General features: G+C 64.7%; 11 protein-coding genes. 8 read left to right on the top strand and 3 right to left on the bottom strand.

What is annotated here, in order from left to right:
• Positions 1-7: 7 nt before the first annotated feature.
• The 8 genes from ACPFL9_RS14615 (at position 8) to ACPFL9_RS14580 (ending at position 13,173) form a co-directional block, all read left to right on the top strand.
• The gene (locus ACPFL9_RS14615) at positions 8-1,885 is read left to right on the top strand and encodes an ABC transporter ATP-binding protein (RefSeq protein WP_426003555.1); all 1,878 of its coding nucleotides are present in this window, start codon (positions 8-10) and stop codon (positions 1,883-1,885) included.
• A gap of 51 nt (positions 1,886-1,936) precedes the next feature.
• Complete coding sequence (locus tag ACPFL9_RS14610) at positions 1,937-3,073, top strand: GuaB3 family IMP dehydrogenase-related protein (RefSeq protein WP_426003554.1); 1,137 nt, start codon at positions 1,937-1,939, stop codon at positions 3,071-3,073.
• Positions 3,074-3,363: 290 nt separating this feature from the next.
• A complete protein-coding gene (locus ACPFL9_RS14605; RefSeq protein ID WP_426003553.1) occupies positions 3,364-5,118 on the top strand; it encodes a glycerol-3-phosphate dehydrogenase/oxidase in 1,755 nt (584 codons plus the stop codon).
• A gap of 70 nt (positions 5,119-5,188) precedes the next feature.
• On the top strand, positions 5,189-5,677 hold the full coding sequence (locus ACPFL9_RS14600; protein WP_426003551.1) for a PTS sugar transporter subunit IIA: 489 nt from the start codon (positions 5,189-5,191) through the stop codon (positions 5,675-5,677).
• A 70-nt stretch (positions 5,678-5,747) separates the two neighbouring features.
• The gene (locus tag ACPFL9_RS14595; RefSeq protein WP_426003550.1) at positions 5,748-6,596 is read left to right on the top strand and encodes an SURF1 family protein; all 849 of its coding nucleotides are present in this window, start codon (positions 5,748-5,750) and stop codon (positions 6,594-6,596) included.
• Positions 6,593-7,093 (top strand): DUF3817 domain-containing protein, encoded by a 501-nt coding sequence (locus ACPFL9_RS14590; protein ID WP_426003549.1) that lies wholly within the window; start codon positions 6,593-6,595, stop codon positions 7,091-7,093. The genes ACPFL9_RS14595 and ACPFL9_RS14590 overlap by 4 nt, the downstream gene beginning before the upstream one ends.
• A gap of 121 nt (positions 7,094-7,214) precedes the next feature.
• On the top strand, positions 7,215-8,804 hold the full coding sequence (gene guaA, locus ACPFL9_RS14585; RefSeq protein ID WP_426003548.1) for a glutamine-hydrolyzing GMP synthase: 1,590 nt from the start codon (positions 7,215-7,217) through the stop codon (positions 8,802-8,804).
• A 127-nt stretch (positions 8,805-8,931) separates the two neighbouring features.
• Positions 8,932-13,173 carry a DUF4011 domain-containing protein gene (locus ACPFL9_RS14580; protein ID WP_426003546.1) on the top strand — a complete coding sequence of 1,414 codons (4,242 nt, stop codon included), beginning with the start codon at positions 8,932-8,934 and terminating at the stop codon, positions 13,171-13,173.
• 22 nt (positions 13,174-13,195) lie between these two features.
• Here ACPFL9_RS14580 and cpaB read toward each other — a convergent pair whose 3' ends face one another.
• The 3 genes from cpaB to ACPFL9_RS14565 all read right to left on the bottom strand — a co-directional run bounded on the left by cpaB (position 13,196) and on the right by ACPFL9_RS14565 (position 15,038).
• Entirely contained in the window at positions 13,196-13,948 is a 753-nt protein-coding gene (cpaB, locus tag ACPFL9_RS14575; RefSeq protein ID WP_426003544.1) for a Flp pilus assembly protein CpaB, read from the bottom strand.
• A gap of 66 nt (positions 13,949-14,014) precedes the next feature.
• On the bottom strand, positions 14,015-14,290 hold the full coding sequence (locus tag ACPFL9_RS14570; RefSeq protein WP_426003543.1) for an FmdB family zinc ribbon protein: 276 nt from the start codon (positions 14,288-14,290) through the stop codon (positions 14,015-14,017).
• A gap of 133 nt (positions 14,291-14,423) precedes the next feature.
• Positions 14,424-15,038 carry a 5-formyltetrahydrofolate cyclo-ligase gene (locus ACPFL9_RS14565; protein ID WP_426003542.1) on the bottom strand — a complete coding sequence of 205 codons (615 nt, stop codon included), beginning with the start codon at positions 15,036-15,038 and terminating at the stop codon, positions 14,424-14,426.
• Between the last annotated feature and the right edge of the window lie 103 nt (positions 15,039-15,141).

Here is a 15,141-nt window from a genome sequence, read left to right as displayed (position 1 = left end):
TGGGGACATGTCCGAAAAGCCAGCCCAGCCGCGGCACCCCGAGTCAGCCCGGGTGACCAAGGCACCGCCCCGCAAGCTGGCGCTCCGCCCGTATGCACGCGCCGTCGGGCAGGTCCTCAAGGTGAGTTTCAAGGCCTCGCCCGCGGCAGTCATCATGAAGGTGGCCGGTTCCCTGATTTCGGCCACCCTTCCGCTGGTGACCACCTACTTTGCGGCCCTGACCACCACGGAACTTGCCGCCGGCTACGCGGGAGACCCAGGGGCCGGTCCCCGCGCCATCCTGTACGTGGTCATCACGGCCGCTTTAGGGCTCTTTTGGGGTGGGTTTACCAGCGTGGACCGCTACATCCAGCAGCTCATGAGCTTCAAAGTCGGCGCGATCGTGGGCGACATGATGTACCAGAGGTTCCTGGCCCTGGAGTTCTGGCGCTATGACGACAAGGAAACGGTGGACCTCTACGACCGCGCCAAGCGGTTTTCCGACTCCTACGCCCGGGTCCTGGACCGGATCGCCGCCATCTTCACGCAACTCGTCTCGGTCGTCCTCGCCGTGGGTGCACTGCTGTTGGTCAGCTGGTGGATCGCGGTCATTGTGCTCATTGCGATTGTCCCCAGCGTCTACCTGCAGTTCAAGCTTTCCAGGGAACAGATCGCCCACTGGAACACGCAGGTGGATTCGCGCCGCCAACGGCGGATGATCGAGCAGAACCTCCTCCGCCCCCAACACATCGCCGAGATGCGCCTCTACGGAATCGTCGGCTACCTCATGGACCTGCGCTCCCGGCTCCGGGATGCCGATGAACGGCGGCGGCTTGACTTCCAAAAGCGCTACATTCCCAAGCAACTAGCAGCAGACGCCCTGCAATACGGCGCCGAGGTAGTATCGCTGATCTGGGTCGTGGGCCAGATCATTGCGCGGGCCCAGCCCGTAGGCCAGTTCCTATACGTCCAGCAGATCGTCAGCAGGGCGTTGTCCACCGCCAACAACCTCGTGTCCTCCCTCAGCTCCATTGACGAGGACCTCGCCAACCTCAAGGACTACGAGCTGTTCATGGCGCTTCCGGTGCCCACAGGCCATGAACCGCCCCTGGCCAAGGCTCCGTCAACGGTTGAACTGCGGAACATCCGCTTCAGCTACACCGGCAGCGACATCGAGGTCATCAAGGGCATCTCGATGACCATCACCGCGGGACAACACATCGCGATCGTGGGCGAGAACGGGGCCGGCAAATCCACGTTGATCCGCATCCTCGCCGGACTGTACCGGCCGGATTCGGGCCAGGTGTTGCTGGATGGCGCAGACCTCGCAGGGATCGATGTCACCAGCTGGCACCGGCACCTCGCTGTGCTGAGCCAGGAATTCCTCAAGTACGAGTTCGCCACAGCCGCGGAGAACATCTACCTGGGTGACGTGGCCCAGGAGCGGGACGACGCCCGGGTCCGGCGCGCAGCGGCCGATGCCGAGGCCATGGAGTTCATCAACAAGCTGCCCAACGGCTTGGAAAACCATGTCAGCAACTGGATGGAAGACCCGCGCGGCCGGAAGGGAAGCGGGCTGTCCGGAGGCCAATGGCAGCGGCTGGCCATGGCCCGGAACTTCTACCGCGATGCTTCGTTCATGGTCATGGACGAGCCCACCTCGGCCATCGACGCCCTGGCCGAGCACCGCATCTTCACCCGTCTCTTCGCTGACCGGAGCAGCACGATCATCGCCATCAGCCACCGCCTGGCAACCATCGAGAAAGCGGACATCATCTACATGCTGGAGGATGGGCGGATCGCCGAGCAGGGCACCCACAAGGAGCTGGTCGCACTCCGGGGCCGTTATTACCGGATGTTCGAATCCCAGCTGGGCGCGGAGGAGACCTCGCGGAACGCCCCGTAGCACGGCCGAGGACAGACCGGGAGGGTGGTGCCGGTGGGATAAACTCAAGCAGTGACTTACGAGATTGAGATTGGCCGTGGCAAGCGTGGGCGTCGTGCCTACTCCCTGGATGACATCGCGATCGTTCCGAATCGCCGGACGCGTGACCCGAAGGACGTCTCTGTCTCTTGGCAGATCGACGCGTACAAGTTCGATATGCCTGTCATTGCGGCTCCCATGGACTCGGTGATGTCTCCGGATACCGCGATTGCCCTGGGCCGCTTGGGCGGTCTTGGCGTGCTTGATCTCGAGGGCCTCTGGACCCGGTACGAGAACCCGCAAAAGGTCCTGGACGAGATCGCCGGACTGGAAGACGAAACCAGCAGTCCCGCCGTCACCCGCCGGATGCAGGACCTGTACCAGGCACCCATCCAGCCGGAACTGATCAGCTCCCGCCTGGCCGAGATCCGCGCCGCAGGCGTGACCGTGGCAGGTTCCCTTACCCCGCAGCGCACCCAGGAACACTACAAGACCGTGGTGGCTGCCGGCGTCGATATCTTTGTCATCCGCGGCACAACAGTCTCCGCCGAGCACGTCTCCAAGAACCACGAGCCACTCAACCTCAAGCAGTTCATCTACGAGCTCGATGTTCCCGTCATCGTCGGTGGCGCGGCCGGATACACCCCCGCCCTGCACCTGATGCGGACCGGCGCGGCCGGCGTCCTGGTCGGCTTCGGCGGCGGCGCCACGACCACCACCCGCCGCGCCCTGGGCATCCACTCGCCCATGGCATCCGCTATCTCGGATGTCGCCGCCGCGCGCCGCGACTACATGGATGAATCCGGCGGACGCTACGTCCATGTCATTGCCGACGGCGGCATGGGCAGCTCGGGCGACATCGTCAAAGCGATCGCCATGGGTGCAGACGCCGTCATGCTCGGCAGTGCCCTGGCCCGGGCAGAAGAAGCTCCCGGCCGTGGCTGGCACTGGGGTCCCGAGGCGCACCACCTCGAGTCACCCCGCGGCGACCGCGTCAACGTGGGCACCGTTGGGCCACTGGAGGAGGTCCTTCATGGCCCGGGCCACCACACCGACGGAACGTCCAACCTCATCGGCGCCCTCCGCCGTTCGATGGCCACTACCGGCTACTCGGACCTCAAGGAGTTCCAGCGCGTGGATGTCGTGGTTTCGCCCTACGAAGGCAACTGAATCCTTGGCCCAAGACGCCCCTGCTGTCCCGGATCTTTTCCGGTCCGGCAGGGGCGTTTTCCACTTGCCCGGGAAGTTCTCCCCATCGCTACGCCTCGGGACGGATCCTCGATTGCGCGGATACCTGGAGCACTTGGCCCTGATGTGGAGGACAGCAAGGGCGGCAAGGCGTTCGGTCCTCTCTGACGATCCGCGGATCTGTGGGGCTGGAGGAAAACGGGCACTGCCGCGGGCGGCGACCAGCCAGTAGGGTAGTGGACTACCAGCTGTTGCGTTTGAGGAGGAGTCCGATGAGCAATATCGCAGGCGGTTCGCAGGTGAATCCTGCGGGAGCCCTAAGCCCCGAGTCCCGTGCCGCATCCATTGAGGCGCTGAAAGCCACTGCCCAGGCAGGCAAGGAACTGGACATCCTGATTGTCGGTGGGGGCGTCGTAGGCGCCGGTGCCGCTCTTGATGCCGTGACCCGCGGCTTGACGGTGGGCATCGTCGAGGCCCGCGACTGGGCGTCGGGGACATCGTCGCGATCCTCCAAACTCATCCACGGTGGCCTGCGCTACCTGGAGATGCTGGACTTCGGCCTTGTCCAGGAAGCGCTGCAGGAACGCGGACTCCTGATCCAGACCATCGCACCGCATCTGGTCAGGCCCGTGCCGTTCCTGTACCCGCTGACCCGCAGGATCTGGGAACGGCCCTACGTAGGCGCCGGCATCATGCTGTACGACACGCTGGGCATCACGTCCGGGCACAGCCGGGGCGTGCCCATGCACAAACACCTCTTCAAACGCGGAACCCTGCGCGCCGCACCGAGCCTGAAGGACGATGCGTTCGTCGGCTCCATCCGGTACTACGACGCCCAGGTGGATGACGCCAGGTTGGTGGTCAACGTCGTCAGGACAGCCGCCCACTACGGCGCCCATGCGGCAAACCGCGTGCGGGTTGTAGATTTCCTCCGCGAGGGTGAGCGTGTGGTGGGGGCCAAGCTGGAAAACCAGGAGGACGGCAGCGTCTTTGAGGTCCGCGCCAAGCAGGTGGTCAACGCCACGGGCGTCTGGACCGATGAAACCCAGGCCATGGTGACGGACCGCGGACAGCTCAAAGTCCGGGCGTCAAAAGGCATCCACCTGGTAGTGCCCCGGGACCGTTTCCAGTCCACGGTCGGGCTGATCCTCCGCACGGAGAAGTCCGTGCTGTTCGTCATTCCGTGGGGCCGGCACTGGATCATCGGAACCACGGATACCGACTGGAAGCTGGACAAGGCCCACCCTGCGGCGTCCAGCAAGGACATCGACTACGTCCTTGAACACGTCAACCGGGTCCTCAAGCGCCCCCTGACCCGTGAGGACGTGGAAGGCGTCTACGCCGGACTCCGCCCCCTCCTGGCCGGGGACAATGACTCCACGGCCAAACTGTCCCGGGAACACGTGGTGGCTCACCCCGTGCCTGGGCTGGTAGTGGTGGCCGGCGGTAAGTACACCACGTACCGGGTGATGGCCAAGGACGCTGTGGATGAGGCTACCCGCGCCATGGACGAGCGGGTGCCGCCCAGCTGCACCGAAACCATTCCGCTGCTCGGGGCCGAGGGTTTCAAGGCGGCCTGGAACCGTCGAGCCCGGTCGGCGGAGGAGGCCGGGGTCCACGTGGCGAGGGTGGAGCATCTGCTCAACCGCTTCGGATCCATGGCCTCGGAAGTCCTGGACCTCATCAAAGAACGCCCTGAGCTCGCCGAACCCCTGCCCGGTGCGGACGACTACCTGGCAGCCGAGGTGGTTTATGCCACCACACACGAGGGCGCACGCCACGTCCATGACGTACTGACCCGGCGTACCCGGATTTCCATCGAGGCATGGGACCGGGGTGTGTCGGCGGTGCCCGTAGTAGCTAAGCTGATGGGTGGGATCCTTGGCTGGAGCGAGACCCAAAGGGAAAGCGAAGTACGGCACTACCTGGCGAGGGTGGAAGCTGAACGGCTAAGCCAGCAACAGCCCGACGACGAGTCGGCAGACGCCGCGCGCATGGGAGTAGATGACATCATGCCCCTTCGCTGAGCTTCACGAGGCCTTCTTCGCAAGCACTACAGGAACCGTGCGCCGGAAGGCCGCACTGGAGGGACAACACGTGGCTGAACCACTTGACCGGTATGACGCGGAACTGACCACGCCGGACATGGTCATTCTGGAACTCGAGGCCGGGGACAAGATCGACGCTGCGGCGCAACTGGCCGGACGGCTCCACGCCGCGGGGCGTATCTCCAACCTGGAGGGCTTCCTGGAACAGGTCCACTCACGCGAGCACCAATTGGCCACCGGCCTGCCCGGTGGGATTGGCCTGCCCCATGCGCGCAGTGAATACGTGGACCGGATTTCGATCGCCGTGGGAGTGACCAAGTTCGGCCATGCCCTGGACTTCGGAGCCAGCGACGGACCGGCCACGGTCATCCTGCTCATCGCAACCCCGGCAAGTTCCTTTTCGGACCACCTGGAAGTCCTTGCGACCCTGGCCCGGTCGCTGTCCAAGGAGTCGTTCAGGGAATCTCTGCGCCGTGCCCACGACCCGGAAGTCATCTCGGAGCTCATCAACTCCAGCCTGGTTTTCTTCGACCACTGATTGCCCGCCGGTGGCCGGCAATCCGGCCCCCGGTTCGTTGTTCTACAGCCGGACGAAGTACGGTTAACAGGTGCTGAAAACCGCGTTGAAACCCCGCTGGATCGCAGGACTTGTCTTTGCGCTGGTCCTGTCCGGGGTGTTTGTGCTGCTCAGCCAGTGGCAACTCAGCCGGTCCACCCAGCATGAGCCTCCCGCGCCCTCCAGCCTCGAAGAAGTCAAGCCGCTGGTGGACGTACTCCAGCCCGGCCAGTTCTTTCCCGGGTCTGTTTCGGACCAGATGGTCAGCGCGACCGGCAGTTATGACCCGGCCAAGCAGGTCCTCGTCGAAGGCCGCCTGCACGACGGCCACAAGGGCTACTGGATCGTTTCCGCCTTTGCGGTCGAGAACGCGCCCACCATCACCGGTGCTGCAGCGTCGCCGCAAACCTGGATCCCCGTGGCACGGGGCTGGGTCGCCGAACCCGCCCAAGCCGGCCCGCCGCCGTCGGGCACCCTTACGGTGACCGGTCGACTGCTGCCGTCCGAAGCGCCCCTGCCCAACGTCGACGCCGGTGAAGGCCGCGCGTCGGCCGTGGCCGTTGCCGAACTGATCAACAAGTGGGAAGTTTCCAGCTACCCCGGCTTCATCGCCGCGACCTCCGAAGCGGCCGGCGGCGCCACTGTACCGCTCGACGACGCGGTGAAGCCCCTCAATGTCCCCGCCCAACCGCCCGCGCAGCAAATCAACTGGTTGAACCTCTTCTACTCGGTGGAGTGGGTTGTCTTTGCAGGCTTCGCGCTCTACATCTGGTGGCGGATGGTGGCCGACGACCACCGCCGGGACCTCGAAGAGGATGACGACGAGTACGACGACGACGTCCACCCTGACACTCCTGAAAACCCAGCAAGCCCTGAGCCAGAACAAAAGGTGCAGCAATGATTGAGCCCAAACCGGCCATCCAGCCCGAACAGTCCGGACCCAAGCCAAAGAAGCGCAGGTTCGGGGGGACCGAAGCCCAGATCCGTTCGGCGTTGAAGTTCTACAAGGTCATGGCCTACCTGACCGGTGCCATGCTCCTGCTCCTGTGCGCTGAACTTATTGCCCGCTACGGCTTTGGTGTTTCCCTGTTTGCAGGGGGAACCAACGCTGCCACCGGCCAGCCGTTCGGTTTCGGGTTCGCCTCTTCCGAGCCCAAGGGCGTGATTGGCGGATTCAACATCTCCACCACCGTGCTGATCGTGCATGGCTGGATGTACGTGGTGTACCTGGTCTCCAACTTCCGCCTGTGGTCCCTGATGCGCTGGCCCTTCTCCAAGCTCGTCCTGCTGGCCCTGGGCGGTGTTGTTCCGCTCCTGTCCTTCATTGTGGAGAAGAAATTCCACGCACAGGTTGAGGCAGAACTGGCGGCCAACCCCCAGGCATCCAAGCGCTACTGACACCTGACCGGCCGGCCCAGGAGTCCATTGGATGTGAGATGCCTAACGGCGGGCCCCGAAATGGCCATGGACCGCCTCCGCCAACGTGCACCGGGGTGGTCCGGCCAAGTAGTCTTGTCTGGTGACTACTCCCACCGCACCCCAAACTTCCCAGAAGCCGGTGCTGGTTGTTGACTACGGTGCCCAGTACGCGCAGCTGATTGCACGCCGCGTCCGCGAAGCCAATGTGTATTCGGAAATTGTTCCGCACACCTTCACCACCGAGCAGCTTCTGGCCAAGAACCCGGCAGCCATCATCCTTTCCGGCGGACCCTCCAGCGTTTACGCTGACGGTGCCCCCAACGTCGGAGCGGACCTCTTCGAAGCCGGTGTGCCGGTGTTCGGCATCTGCTATGGCTTCCAGGCCATGGCCAATGCGCTGGGCGGCAAGGTAGCCCGGACCGGCCTGCGGGAGTACGGGGCAACCGAAGCACTCCTGGTAGGCGACGCCCGCTCCATCCTGGATGGCGTCCCCGCCACCCAGAACACGTGGATGAGCCACGGCGACTCCGTGCACGAGGCACCTGAAGGCTTCGAAGTACTGGCCACCACGGCAGGTGCGCCGGTCGCAGCTTTCGCCAACGAAGAAAAGCGCCTTTACGGTGTGCAGTGGCACCCCGAGGTCAAGCACTCCGTCCTCGGGCAGCACGTGCTGGAAAACTTCCTGTTCAAGGGTGCGGGCCTGAGCCCCAACTGGACCACGGGCAACATCCTCGAAGAGCAGGTGGAACGCATCCGCCAGCAGATCGGCGATTCCCGGGTCATCTGCGGCCTCTCGGGCGGCGTTGATTCGGCCGTGGCAGCTGCACTGGTGCAGCGGGCCGTGGGCGACCAGCTGACCTGTGTCTTCGTTGATCACGGGCTCCTCCGTGAAGGTGAAGCAGAGCAGGTGGAACGGGACTTCGTAGCCGCCACCGGCGTGAACCTGTACGTCGCGAACGAGCAGGAGCGCTTCCTTTCCGCCTTGGCCGGTGTCTCCGACCCCGAGACCAAGCGCAAGATCATTGGACGCGAATTCATCCGTGCCTTCGAGGAAGCCGAACGGGCCATCATCGCCCAGGCAGCGGCCGAAGGGGAGAAGATCAAGTTCCTGGTCCAGGGAACCCTTTACCCGGACGTCGTCGAGTCCGGCGGTGGCGAAGGCGCAGCCAACATCAAGAGCCACCACAACGTCGGCGGTCTTCCCGAGGACCTGCAGTTCGAACTCGTCGAGCCGCTCCGAGCGTTGTTCAAGGATGAGGTCCGCGCAGTAGGCGCGCAGCTTGGCCTGCCGCAGGAGATCGTGGGCCGCCAGCCGTTCCCTGGCCCTGGCCTGGGTATCCGCATCGTCGGCGAAGTCACCAAGGACCGCCTGGACCTGCTCCGCAAGGCCGACGCCATTGCCCGTGCTGAACTCACCGCCGCCGGCCTGGACAACGATGTGTGGCAGATGCCCGTGGTCCTGCTCGCGGATGTGCGCAGCGTTGGTGTCCAAGGTGATGGCCGCACCTACGGCCACCCGATCGTCCTGCGTCCGGTGTCTTCCGAGGACGCCATGACGGCGGACTGGTCACGTTTGCCGTATGACCTCCTGGCCCGGATTTCCAACCGGATCACCAACGAGGTGGACGGTGTGAACCGCGTGGTACTGGACGTCACCAGCAAGCCGCCGGGAACCATCGAGTGGGAATAGCAGTGTGAGTGGCCGGTCTCCTTCGGGAGGTCGGCCACTGTGCGTTTGACCGGAAATGGCGGCTAATTTCGCCTCGGCGCAGTGTTGCGGAGCGGGGAGCACGGGTATTCCAGCTACCCTCGAAAGTATGCCGGTATGGTCCAAGGCGTCTAAAGCTAGTACAGAAAAGAAGGCAGCAGTTGTGTCAGTAGGTCAAAGCCAGGAAGAGGGCTCGGAAGAGCTGCGGAAATGGCTCGCCGGTCTCAAGCCCGTCACTGGTGCGGACACGATGCTGCGTTTCGTCAAGACGCCCGAAGGCGCCATTGATCTCAGCAATGCGCACCCGTCCGGGTTGGCGCAGTTGCTCGCGGGACGCAGGACGCGCCTGTCGACGCTCATCAGGGACCGCCAACAGTACCTCGTAGCTGCCCGTGCCGCCCGGAATATCCGCTCCAAAATTTTCGAGCTCAGCAATGACCGGGGCATCGATGCCGGTTATCTGACCGCTGGCACCGTAGTGTGGACGTCGGCTGTTGGCGGCAAGCCGCAGCGGGTTTCCGCCCCTGTGATGTTGACGTCCATTGCCTTGACTGTCCGCCCGGGTGAGGACGACTTTGAGCTGCAGCTCACCGAGCAGGCCCGGATCAACCCGGCCCTTGTACGGCACCTGAAGACGGTGCACGGGATCGTCTTCGACGTCAACGCAGTTGCCCGCATGGCCTACAACACGGCCCGCCTGGATCCCCAGCCCGTCCTCGACCGCCTTGCTACGCTCGTCCAGCCCATCCATGGCGCCGAGGTTGAGTTCAACCTGCTGGTTACCACGCTGGCAGACCTTTCCGGCAACCTCGATGATCCGTGGATCAACGCGAACAACAAGATTGTGTCCGCCTTGGCCACGGCGGCAACCGGCGGCGATATTGAGCCTGACTCCATCAAGGCCGGCCGCTTTCCCGGCCTGGACGAACGCGACCCCGCCGACGAACTCCTGCTGCTGGACGCCGACACCGACCAGCAGTATGTAGTGGATGCCGTGCGTGCCGGCGACTCGCTGGTTGTCAGCACCCCGCCGGGCAGCGGCCAGACCCAGACAGCCATCAATGCCATTGGCACGCTGGTGAACGAGGGCAAGTCTGTTTTGGTGGTGGGGGAGCGCCAATCAAGCCTGGCCGGGCTCTCAGCCCATCTGGAGACCCTCGGCCTTGACTCCATGCTCTTCCGCCCGGGGAACGGTACAACACCGCAGCAGCTGAAGGGCCAGTTGGTCCGCGCCATCATGCGCAATGAGAAAGCCCTCGAGCCGCAACTGGGTAATCTCCACCAAACACTCACCGGCCACCGCCATGCCCTGATGGACCATGTGGCGTCGCTGCACAACGTCCGCGAACGCTGGGGGTGCTCGCCCTACCAGGCCATGCAGTCGCTGGCGGAACTGACCTCCATCCATCCTGCGCCTGCCACCACCGTGCGCCTGAAGCGCAGTGTCCTGGACAACATCAAGGACCGCGAGGAATTGGCAGGCAGGCTCCGTCGCGCTGCCGAGCTGGGCAGTTTCAGCAGGGCATCCACGTCCAGTCCCTGGTACGGAGCCCGTTTGGTCAACCGCAAGGAGACCGAGGAAGCCCAGGAGCTGGCCCGGCTGGCTGAGAAGAAGGTCCCCGAACTCCGCGAGCGGATGAAGCAGTTGTCGGACCATGCGGAGATCCGTCTGGGCGGGACGTTCAGGGAGTGGGGTGCACAGCTTGAACTGCTGATCGCCGTGCGCGAAAGCCTGGACAAGTTCACTCCCGATATCTTCGATCGTCCCGTGCACGACCTCATTTCCGCGACGGCCAGTTCTGCGTGGCGGCGGGAGCGCAACTTGGAGATGCCGTCCATGCAGCGCTCCAGGCTTCGCCGCGTTGCCAAGGAATACGTGCGGCCCGGCGTTCACATTGCCGACCTCCACAGCTCGCTGGTGCTGGTCCAGGAACAGCGTGCCTTGTGGGCGGAGTACGCCACCACGCAGAGGCACCCGGCTGTTCCCTCCGGGCTGGCGGACCTGGGCGCCCTGTACCGGGAAATAGACGGCGAGCTGCACCGGCTCGGCGAAGCCCTCAAACACACCGCTGCCGGTGGTGACCTGCACGCGACGCCGTATCAGGAATTGATGGAGCGGCTCGAGCGCCTTGTGGCAGACACCGCGACCCTTGAGACCCTTCCCGAGCGCACGCTCCTCATCGAGGAAATGCGGGAGCACGGACTCGGGGAGTTGCTGGCCGACCTTGCGGCGAGGGAAGTGCCAGCGGGATCCGTCGCGGCAGAACTCGACCTGGCGTGGTGGCAGTCGGCCCTGGAAGCCATGATCAGTGGCGATGACTACCTCGCCATGTCCGACGGCGACTCCCTGCGGCGACTGGAGGCTGAATTCCGCCTTGCCGACCAAGCACACATTGCCAGCGGTGCTGCGCGCCTGCGGTGGCAGCTGGCCGGCAAATGGCGCCAAGGGATCGTGCAGCACCCCCGCCAGGCGGAACTGCTCCGTGCCCTCCTCAAGGACGGACGCGTCACGCTTCCGGCACTGAGTGCCCAGGCTCCTGACCTGGTTCCGCTGCTGGTGCCCGTATGGTCTGTCAGTCCTTACCTCCTCACCGGTGTGCTGCCGGCGGAGCAGAAGTTCGATGCCGTTGTCATCATCGACGCAGAATCGACATCCCTGCAGGCGGTGCTGCCGGCCATTGCACGGGCAAGCCAGGTGGTGGCGTTTGGCGACGCCAGGATCGCCAGTGCGCGGACGTTCAGCGTCGCAGTGGAGCCGCCCGTAGCAGGAGTGTCCGGTCACGAGACAGTGGACAGTGCCTTCAACGCCTTGGCCCGTGTCCTGCCTACTTGGCAGTTGAACTGGGTCTACCGGGCGGTGGATGAGGACCTCATCCTGCAGCTCAGCAAGAACTATTACGACGGCGGACTGCGCCGGTTGCCCGATGGCAGCTCCGTGACGGGGCTGGACCGCTCGATCCTGGTGGAGTACATTCCTGACGGTACCGGCTTGCCCGGCGCCGACCACGAGGGCGTGGAATCGGTCACCGCAGAAGTGAACCGCGTGGTGGACCTGGTCTTCGAACATGCGAGGCTGCGGCCCCGCACGTCCCTGGCCGTGGTCACTGCCAGCCTCCGCCATGCAGCGCGCATCGGGGAGGCCATCCGGCTTCAACTGCCCAACCATCCCACGCTGTCCGGATTCTTTGGAGCCGGCCCCGAGTCGTTCCGGGTAGTGGACCTGGAGCGCGCCCAGGGCCTGGTTCGGGACCACGTGATTTTCTCGCTCGGCTACGGCCGGACGCCCCACGGCCGGGCGCTGCATTCGTTCGGGCCATTGTCGGTGGAGGGCGGACGCAACCGCTTCGCGTTGGCCATGACCAGGGCCCGGCGCTCCATGCACGTGCTCAGCTGCTTCCGGCCCGAGGATCTTGACCTGGACCGTTTGTCCCACGGCGCAGTGGACTTCTACGAACTGCTTGACCGTGAGTTGTCCGGAAACAGCAACCTGGGAACCCCGGCGTCCCGCGCCGTAGCCAGCGAGCAGGCGTTGGGCGAGGACCCCCTGGTTGCTGACCTGGGCGAACGGCTCCGGGCGAGGGGAGCCCGCGTGTGGCACCTCTACGATGGCGTGCTGGACATTGCTGCCGCTGCCGACCCTGTCCATACCATTGGCCGGGAAGGCGCTGAGGTCCCCACTCCAGTGGCCATCGAATCCGACGGCACCGAACGGTATCGGCGGATGAGTGTCCGTGAACGCAGCAGGTTGCGTCCCCAGCTCCTGGAGCGCATGGGCTGGCGCTACATGTCCCTCTGGACCATTGAGGTCTTCACCGATCCGTCGTCCTGCGCGGACCGTATCGGCTCGTACCTTGGCCTTGAGAACCATGTGGCGCACCCGGGAGCGTCCAGCCACACTGGCTTCTTGGACATGGACGTTGAACAATTGGGCGCGGACGGCAGTTCGGCTTATGGCCGCAGTGCCGCTCCCACCCGCGGTCAGCAGGCTGCGGAGGACGTGTCGACGCCCCGGCCCGGCATCGGGGAAGACAGGAAAGAACCAAGCATGACCAATCAGGAAACCGGCGGCGAAGACGTAGCCCGGGCGGAACATGCCCAGGGAAACGGTCCTGCAGGGGATCCGACGCAGGGGGACAGTGAACCGGCGGAGCAGGCGGCGGATGCAGCAGCCGAGGTGGAAACCGGATCCGGAGCAGCTGAAGAGGCTATACCCGAAAAGTCGGCACGGGCATCCTCCGGGGGCATCCTTCCAAACAAGGCTTCCGAAGACGATCCCCGGCGCTGGAACGACGACGAAGGCTACGATCACGACCAGTGGCTGAAGGAGCAGAAGCCCCCTCATTGGGGCTGACCCTTCCCGGGAACGCCGCCCTTCATGACGGGTTCACCAGCACAAAGAAAAGCTTGCCTTGCGTAGACGCGCCGGCAAGCTTTTCTGCTTGCACCGGGTCCGCGGCGACAACAACCAAACCCTCGGTTTCGCTGGTCCCAAGCCACTGCCCGGACGTGCCTCCTTGGGCGGAAGTCCAGAGCACCGGGACGGACACTGCCAGTATGCGGTTGTCCCTGGATTCGTCATACGATCCCGCAGCGGTGAGGACAACGTTGACCAGTTGGCCGGGGGAGAGCAGTTGGATGGATGAAGGATCCGCCATGCGGAGCGGTACGGCGGCCGTTCCCGGGGGCGCTCCTGTCAGGAGGCCGGGGCCCAGAAGGTTTGCTTCGGTGGGCAGTTGGCCCTTGGACAAGGGTGATGCCAGCTGGCGTCCGGCCACGGATGCGGGGTCCCGGAGCGTTCCGTCCAGGGCGAGGTCGGGCGGGACGCCGACAGAAGTGAAGTCTGCTTCCGTGAGGGTGGCTCCTGCCGGGAGGTCGCGGGCCGCTGCCAGAATGCTGACGCGCTGTTCCGATGCCGGGGTGAGCTGTTGGACGGCGATCCCGGTGGCCAGGCAGAGCAGCAGTGCAACAGTGAGGCGGCGGTTCCTTGCAACCAGGGATCCAAGTCTGAGCCGGCGGGCAGGGTTGCGACTGGTGTACCGGGAAGGCCGGGGGGAAGGAACGGAGGCTCCGCCGACGTTCGGTGTTGCACGTCGGACTATCAGGGATCCGGATGTTTTTGGTGGCATACAGCCACGTTAAACACCGGAACCGGCCGCTAAACAGCGGCCGGTTGCCTTATGTGGATAATGCGGTCAGCTTGCCGCTGCGGCGGGTGCCGGGGTGGCGGCAGGCGCCGGAGCAGCGGCCGGTGCTGCAGCTGATGGAGCGGCAGAGACCGTACTTCCCTTGGAGTCGCGTGAGTCGGTGCGGTAGAAGCCTGAACCCTTGAAGACAACGCCTACGCTGTTGAACTTCTTGCGCAGCGAGCCCTGGCATTCCGGGCACTCCGTCAGGGAGCTGTCAGAAAAGGACTGGACGATGTCGAACGCGTGGTCGCAGTCTTTGCAGGCGTACGCATATGTGGGCACTGAATTCCTCCTTCAGAACAAAGTACAGGTCCTGATGGATGCTCTGCGGAAAAACCCGCATTAGCAGTCACAGGGCCTGAGTGCCAATTCTAGCATCTGAAGGGGCGCAGCCCGCCATGGAATGTGCAGGACCTCACACACCGCCGCCCAAGGCGCCCAAGGTGTGTATGCCGGACGGTGTCAGTGCTTCCGGGACCGGCTGGTCGAATTCTTCGGCGGGGATTGCACCGGAAGGCAACAGGTCGTCGTCGTACACCACCGCAATGGTGGGCGGACGCCCGCCCGAAGCGTCGAATCCCTGCAGGAGGCGGTCGTAGTAGCCGCCACCCTGTCCAATGCGGTTTCCGTCCCTGTCCACCGCGGTGGCCGGCATGAAGATGCCGGCCACGCCCGCTGCCACGCTGCTGTCCAGGCGCTCGCCTTCGGGTTCGTCGATTGGTGCGAAGTCGGACCGCACGAAGGCGGTGTCCGGAGTCCAGTAGACCCAGCTCAGCCGCCGTCCCGCCTCGCAGACGGGCAGCAGCACCCGGTGGCCGGCGTCGTACAGGGAAGCAATGAGCGGCAGCGTTGGTGGCTCGTGGGCCACCCCGACATAGATGGCAAAAGAAGCCTCCGTGCCGTTGGACCGCTTCTCCGCCCACGCCATGCCATGCCCGGCTATCGAAGCGCCGGCGGCGGCCATCTGTTCCGGTGTGAGCGTGCGCCGGTGAAGCCGGCGGCTTCGGCGGATGTCTTCCTTCGTTGCCATCTCAATCCCGTCCGGGCCCCGGTCAACGCAGCAACATCGGCGCTGATGGGGTCCCTGCATTTTGTTCGACCCGCTCGGCGGGGGGTTTACCCGTTGGTGTGCT

The organism is Paenarthrobacter sp. NyZ202 (genome assembly GCF_049860755.1).
Classification (GTDB): domain Bacteria; phylum Actinomycetota; class Actinomycetes; order Actinomycetales; family Micrococcaceae; genus Arthrobacter.
The sequence above is the reverse complement of the archived record's forward strand: the minus strand, read 5'-3'. Positions and strand labels throughout refer to the sequence as shown.

Bases quoted from the DNA above. Each gene is read 5' to 3' on its own strand.
- ACPFL9_RS14615 (WP_426003555.1), top strand. From the start codon at position 8: ATGTCCGAAAAGCCAGCCCAGCCGCGGCACCCCGAGTCAGCCCGGGTG.
- ACPFL9_RS14605 (WP_426003553.1), top strand. From the start codon at position 3,364: ATGAGCAATATCGCAGGCGGTTCGCAGGTGAATCCTGCGGGAGCCCTA.
- ACPFL9_RS14590 (WP_426003549.1), top strand. From the start codon at position 6,593: ATGATTGAGCCCAAACCGGCCATCCAGCCCGAACAGTCCGGACCCAAG.
- ACPFL9_RS14580 (WP_426003546.1), top strand. From the start codon at position 8,932: ATGCCGGTATGGTCCAAGGCGTCTAAAGCTAGTACAGAAAAGAAGGCA.
- cpaB (WP_426003544.1), bottom strand. From the start codon at position 13,948: ATGCCACCAAAAACATCCGGATCCCTGATAGTCCGACGTGCAACACCG.
- ACPFL9_RS14565 (WP_426003542.1), bottom strand. From the start codon at position 15,038: ATGGCAACGAAGGAAGACATCCGCCGAAGCCGCCGGCTTCACCGGCGC.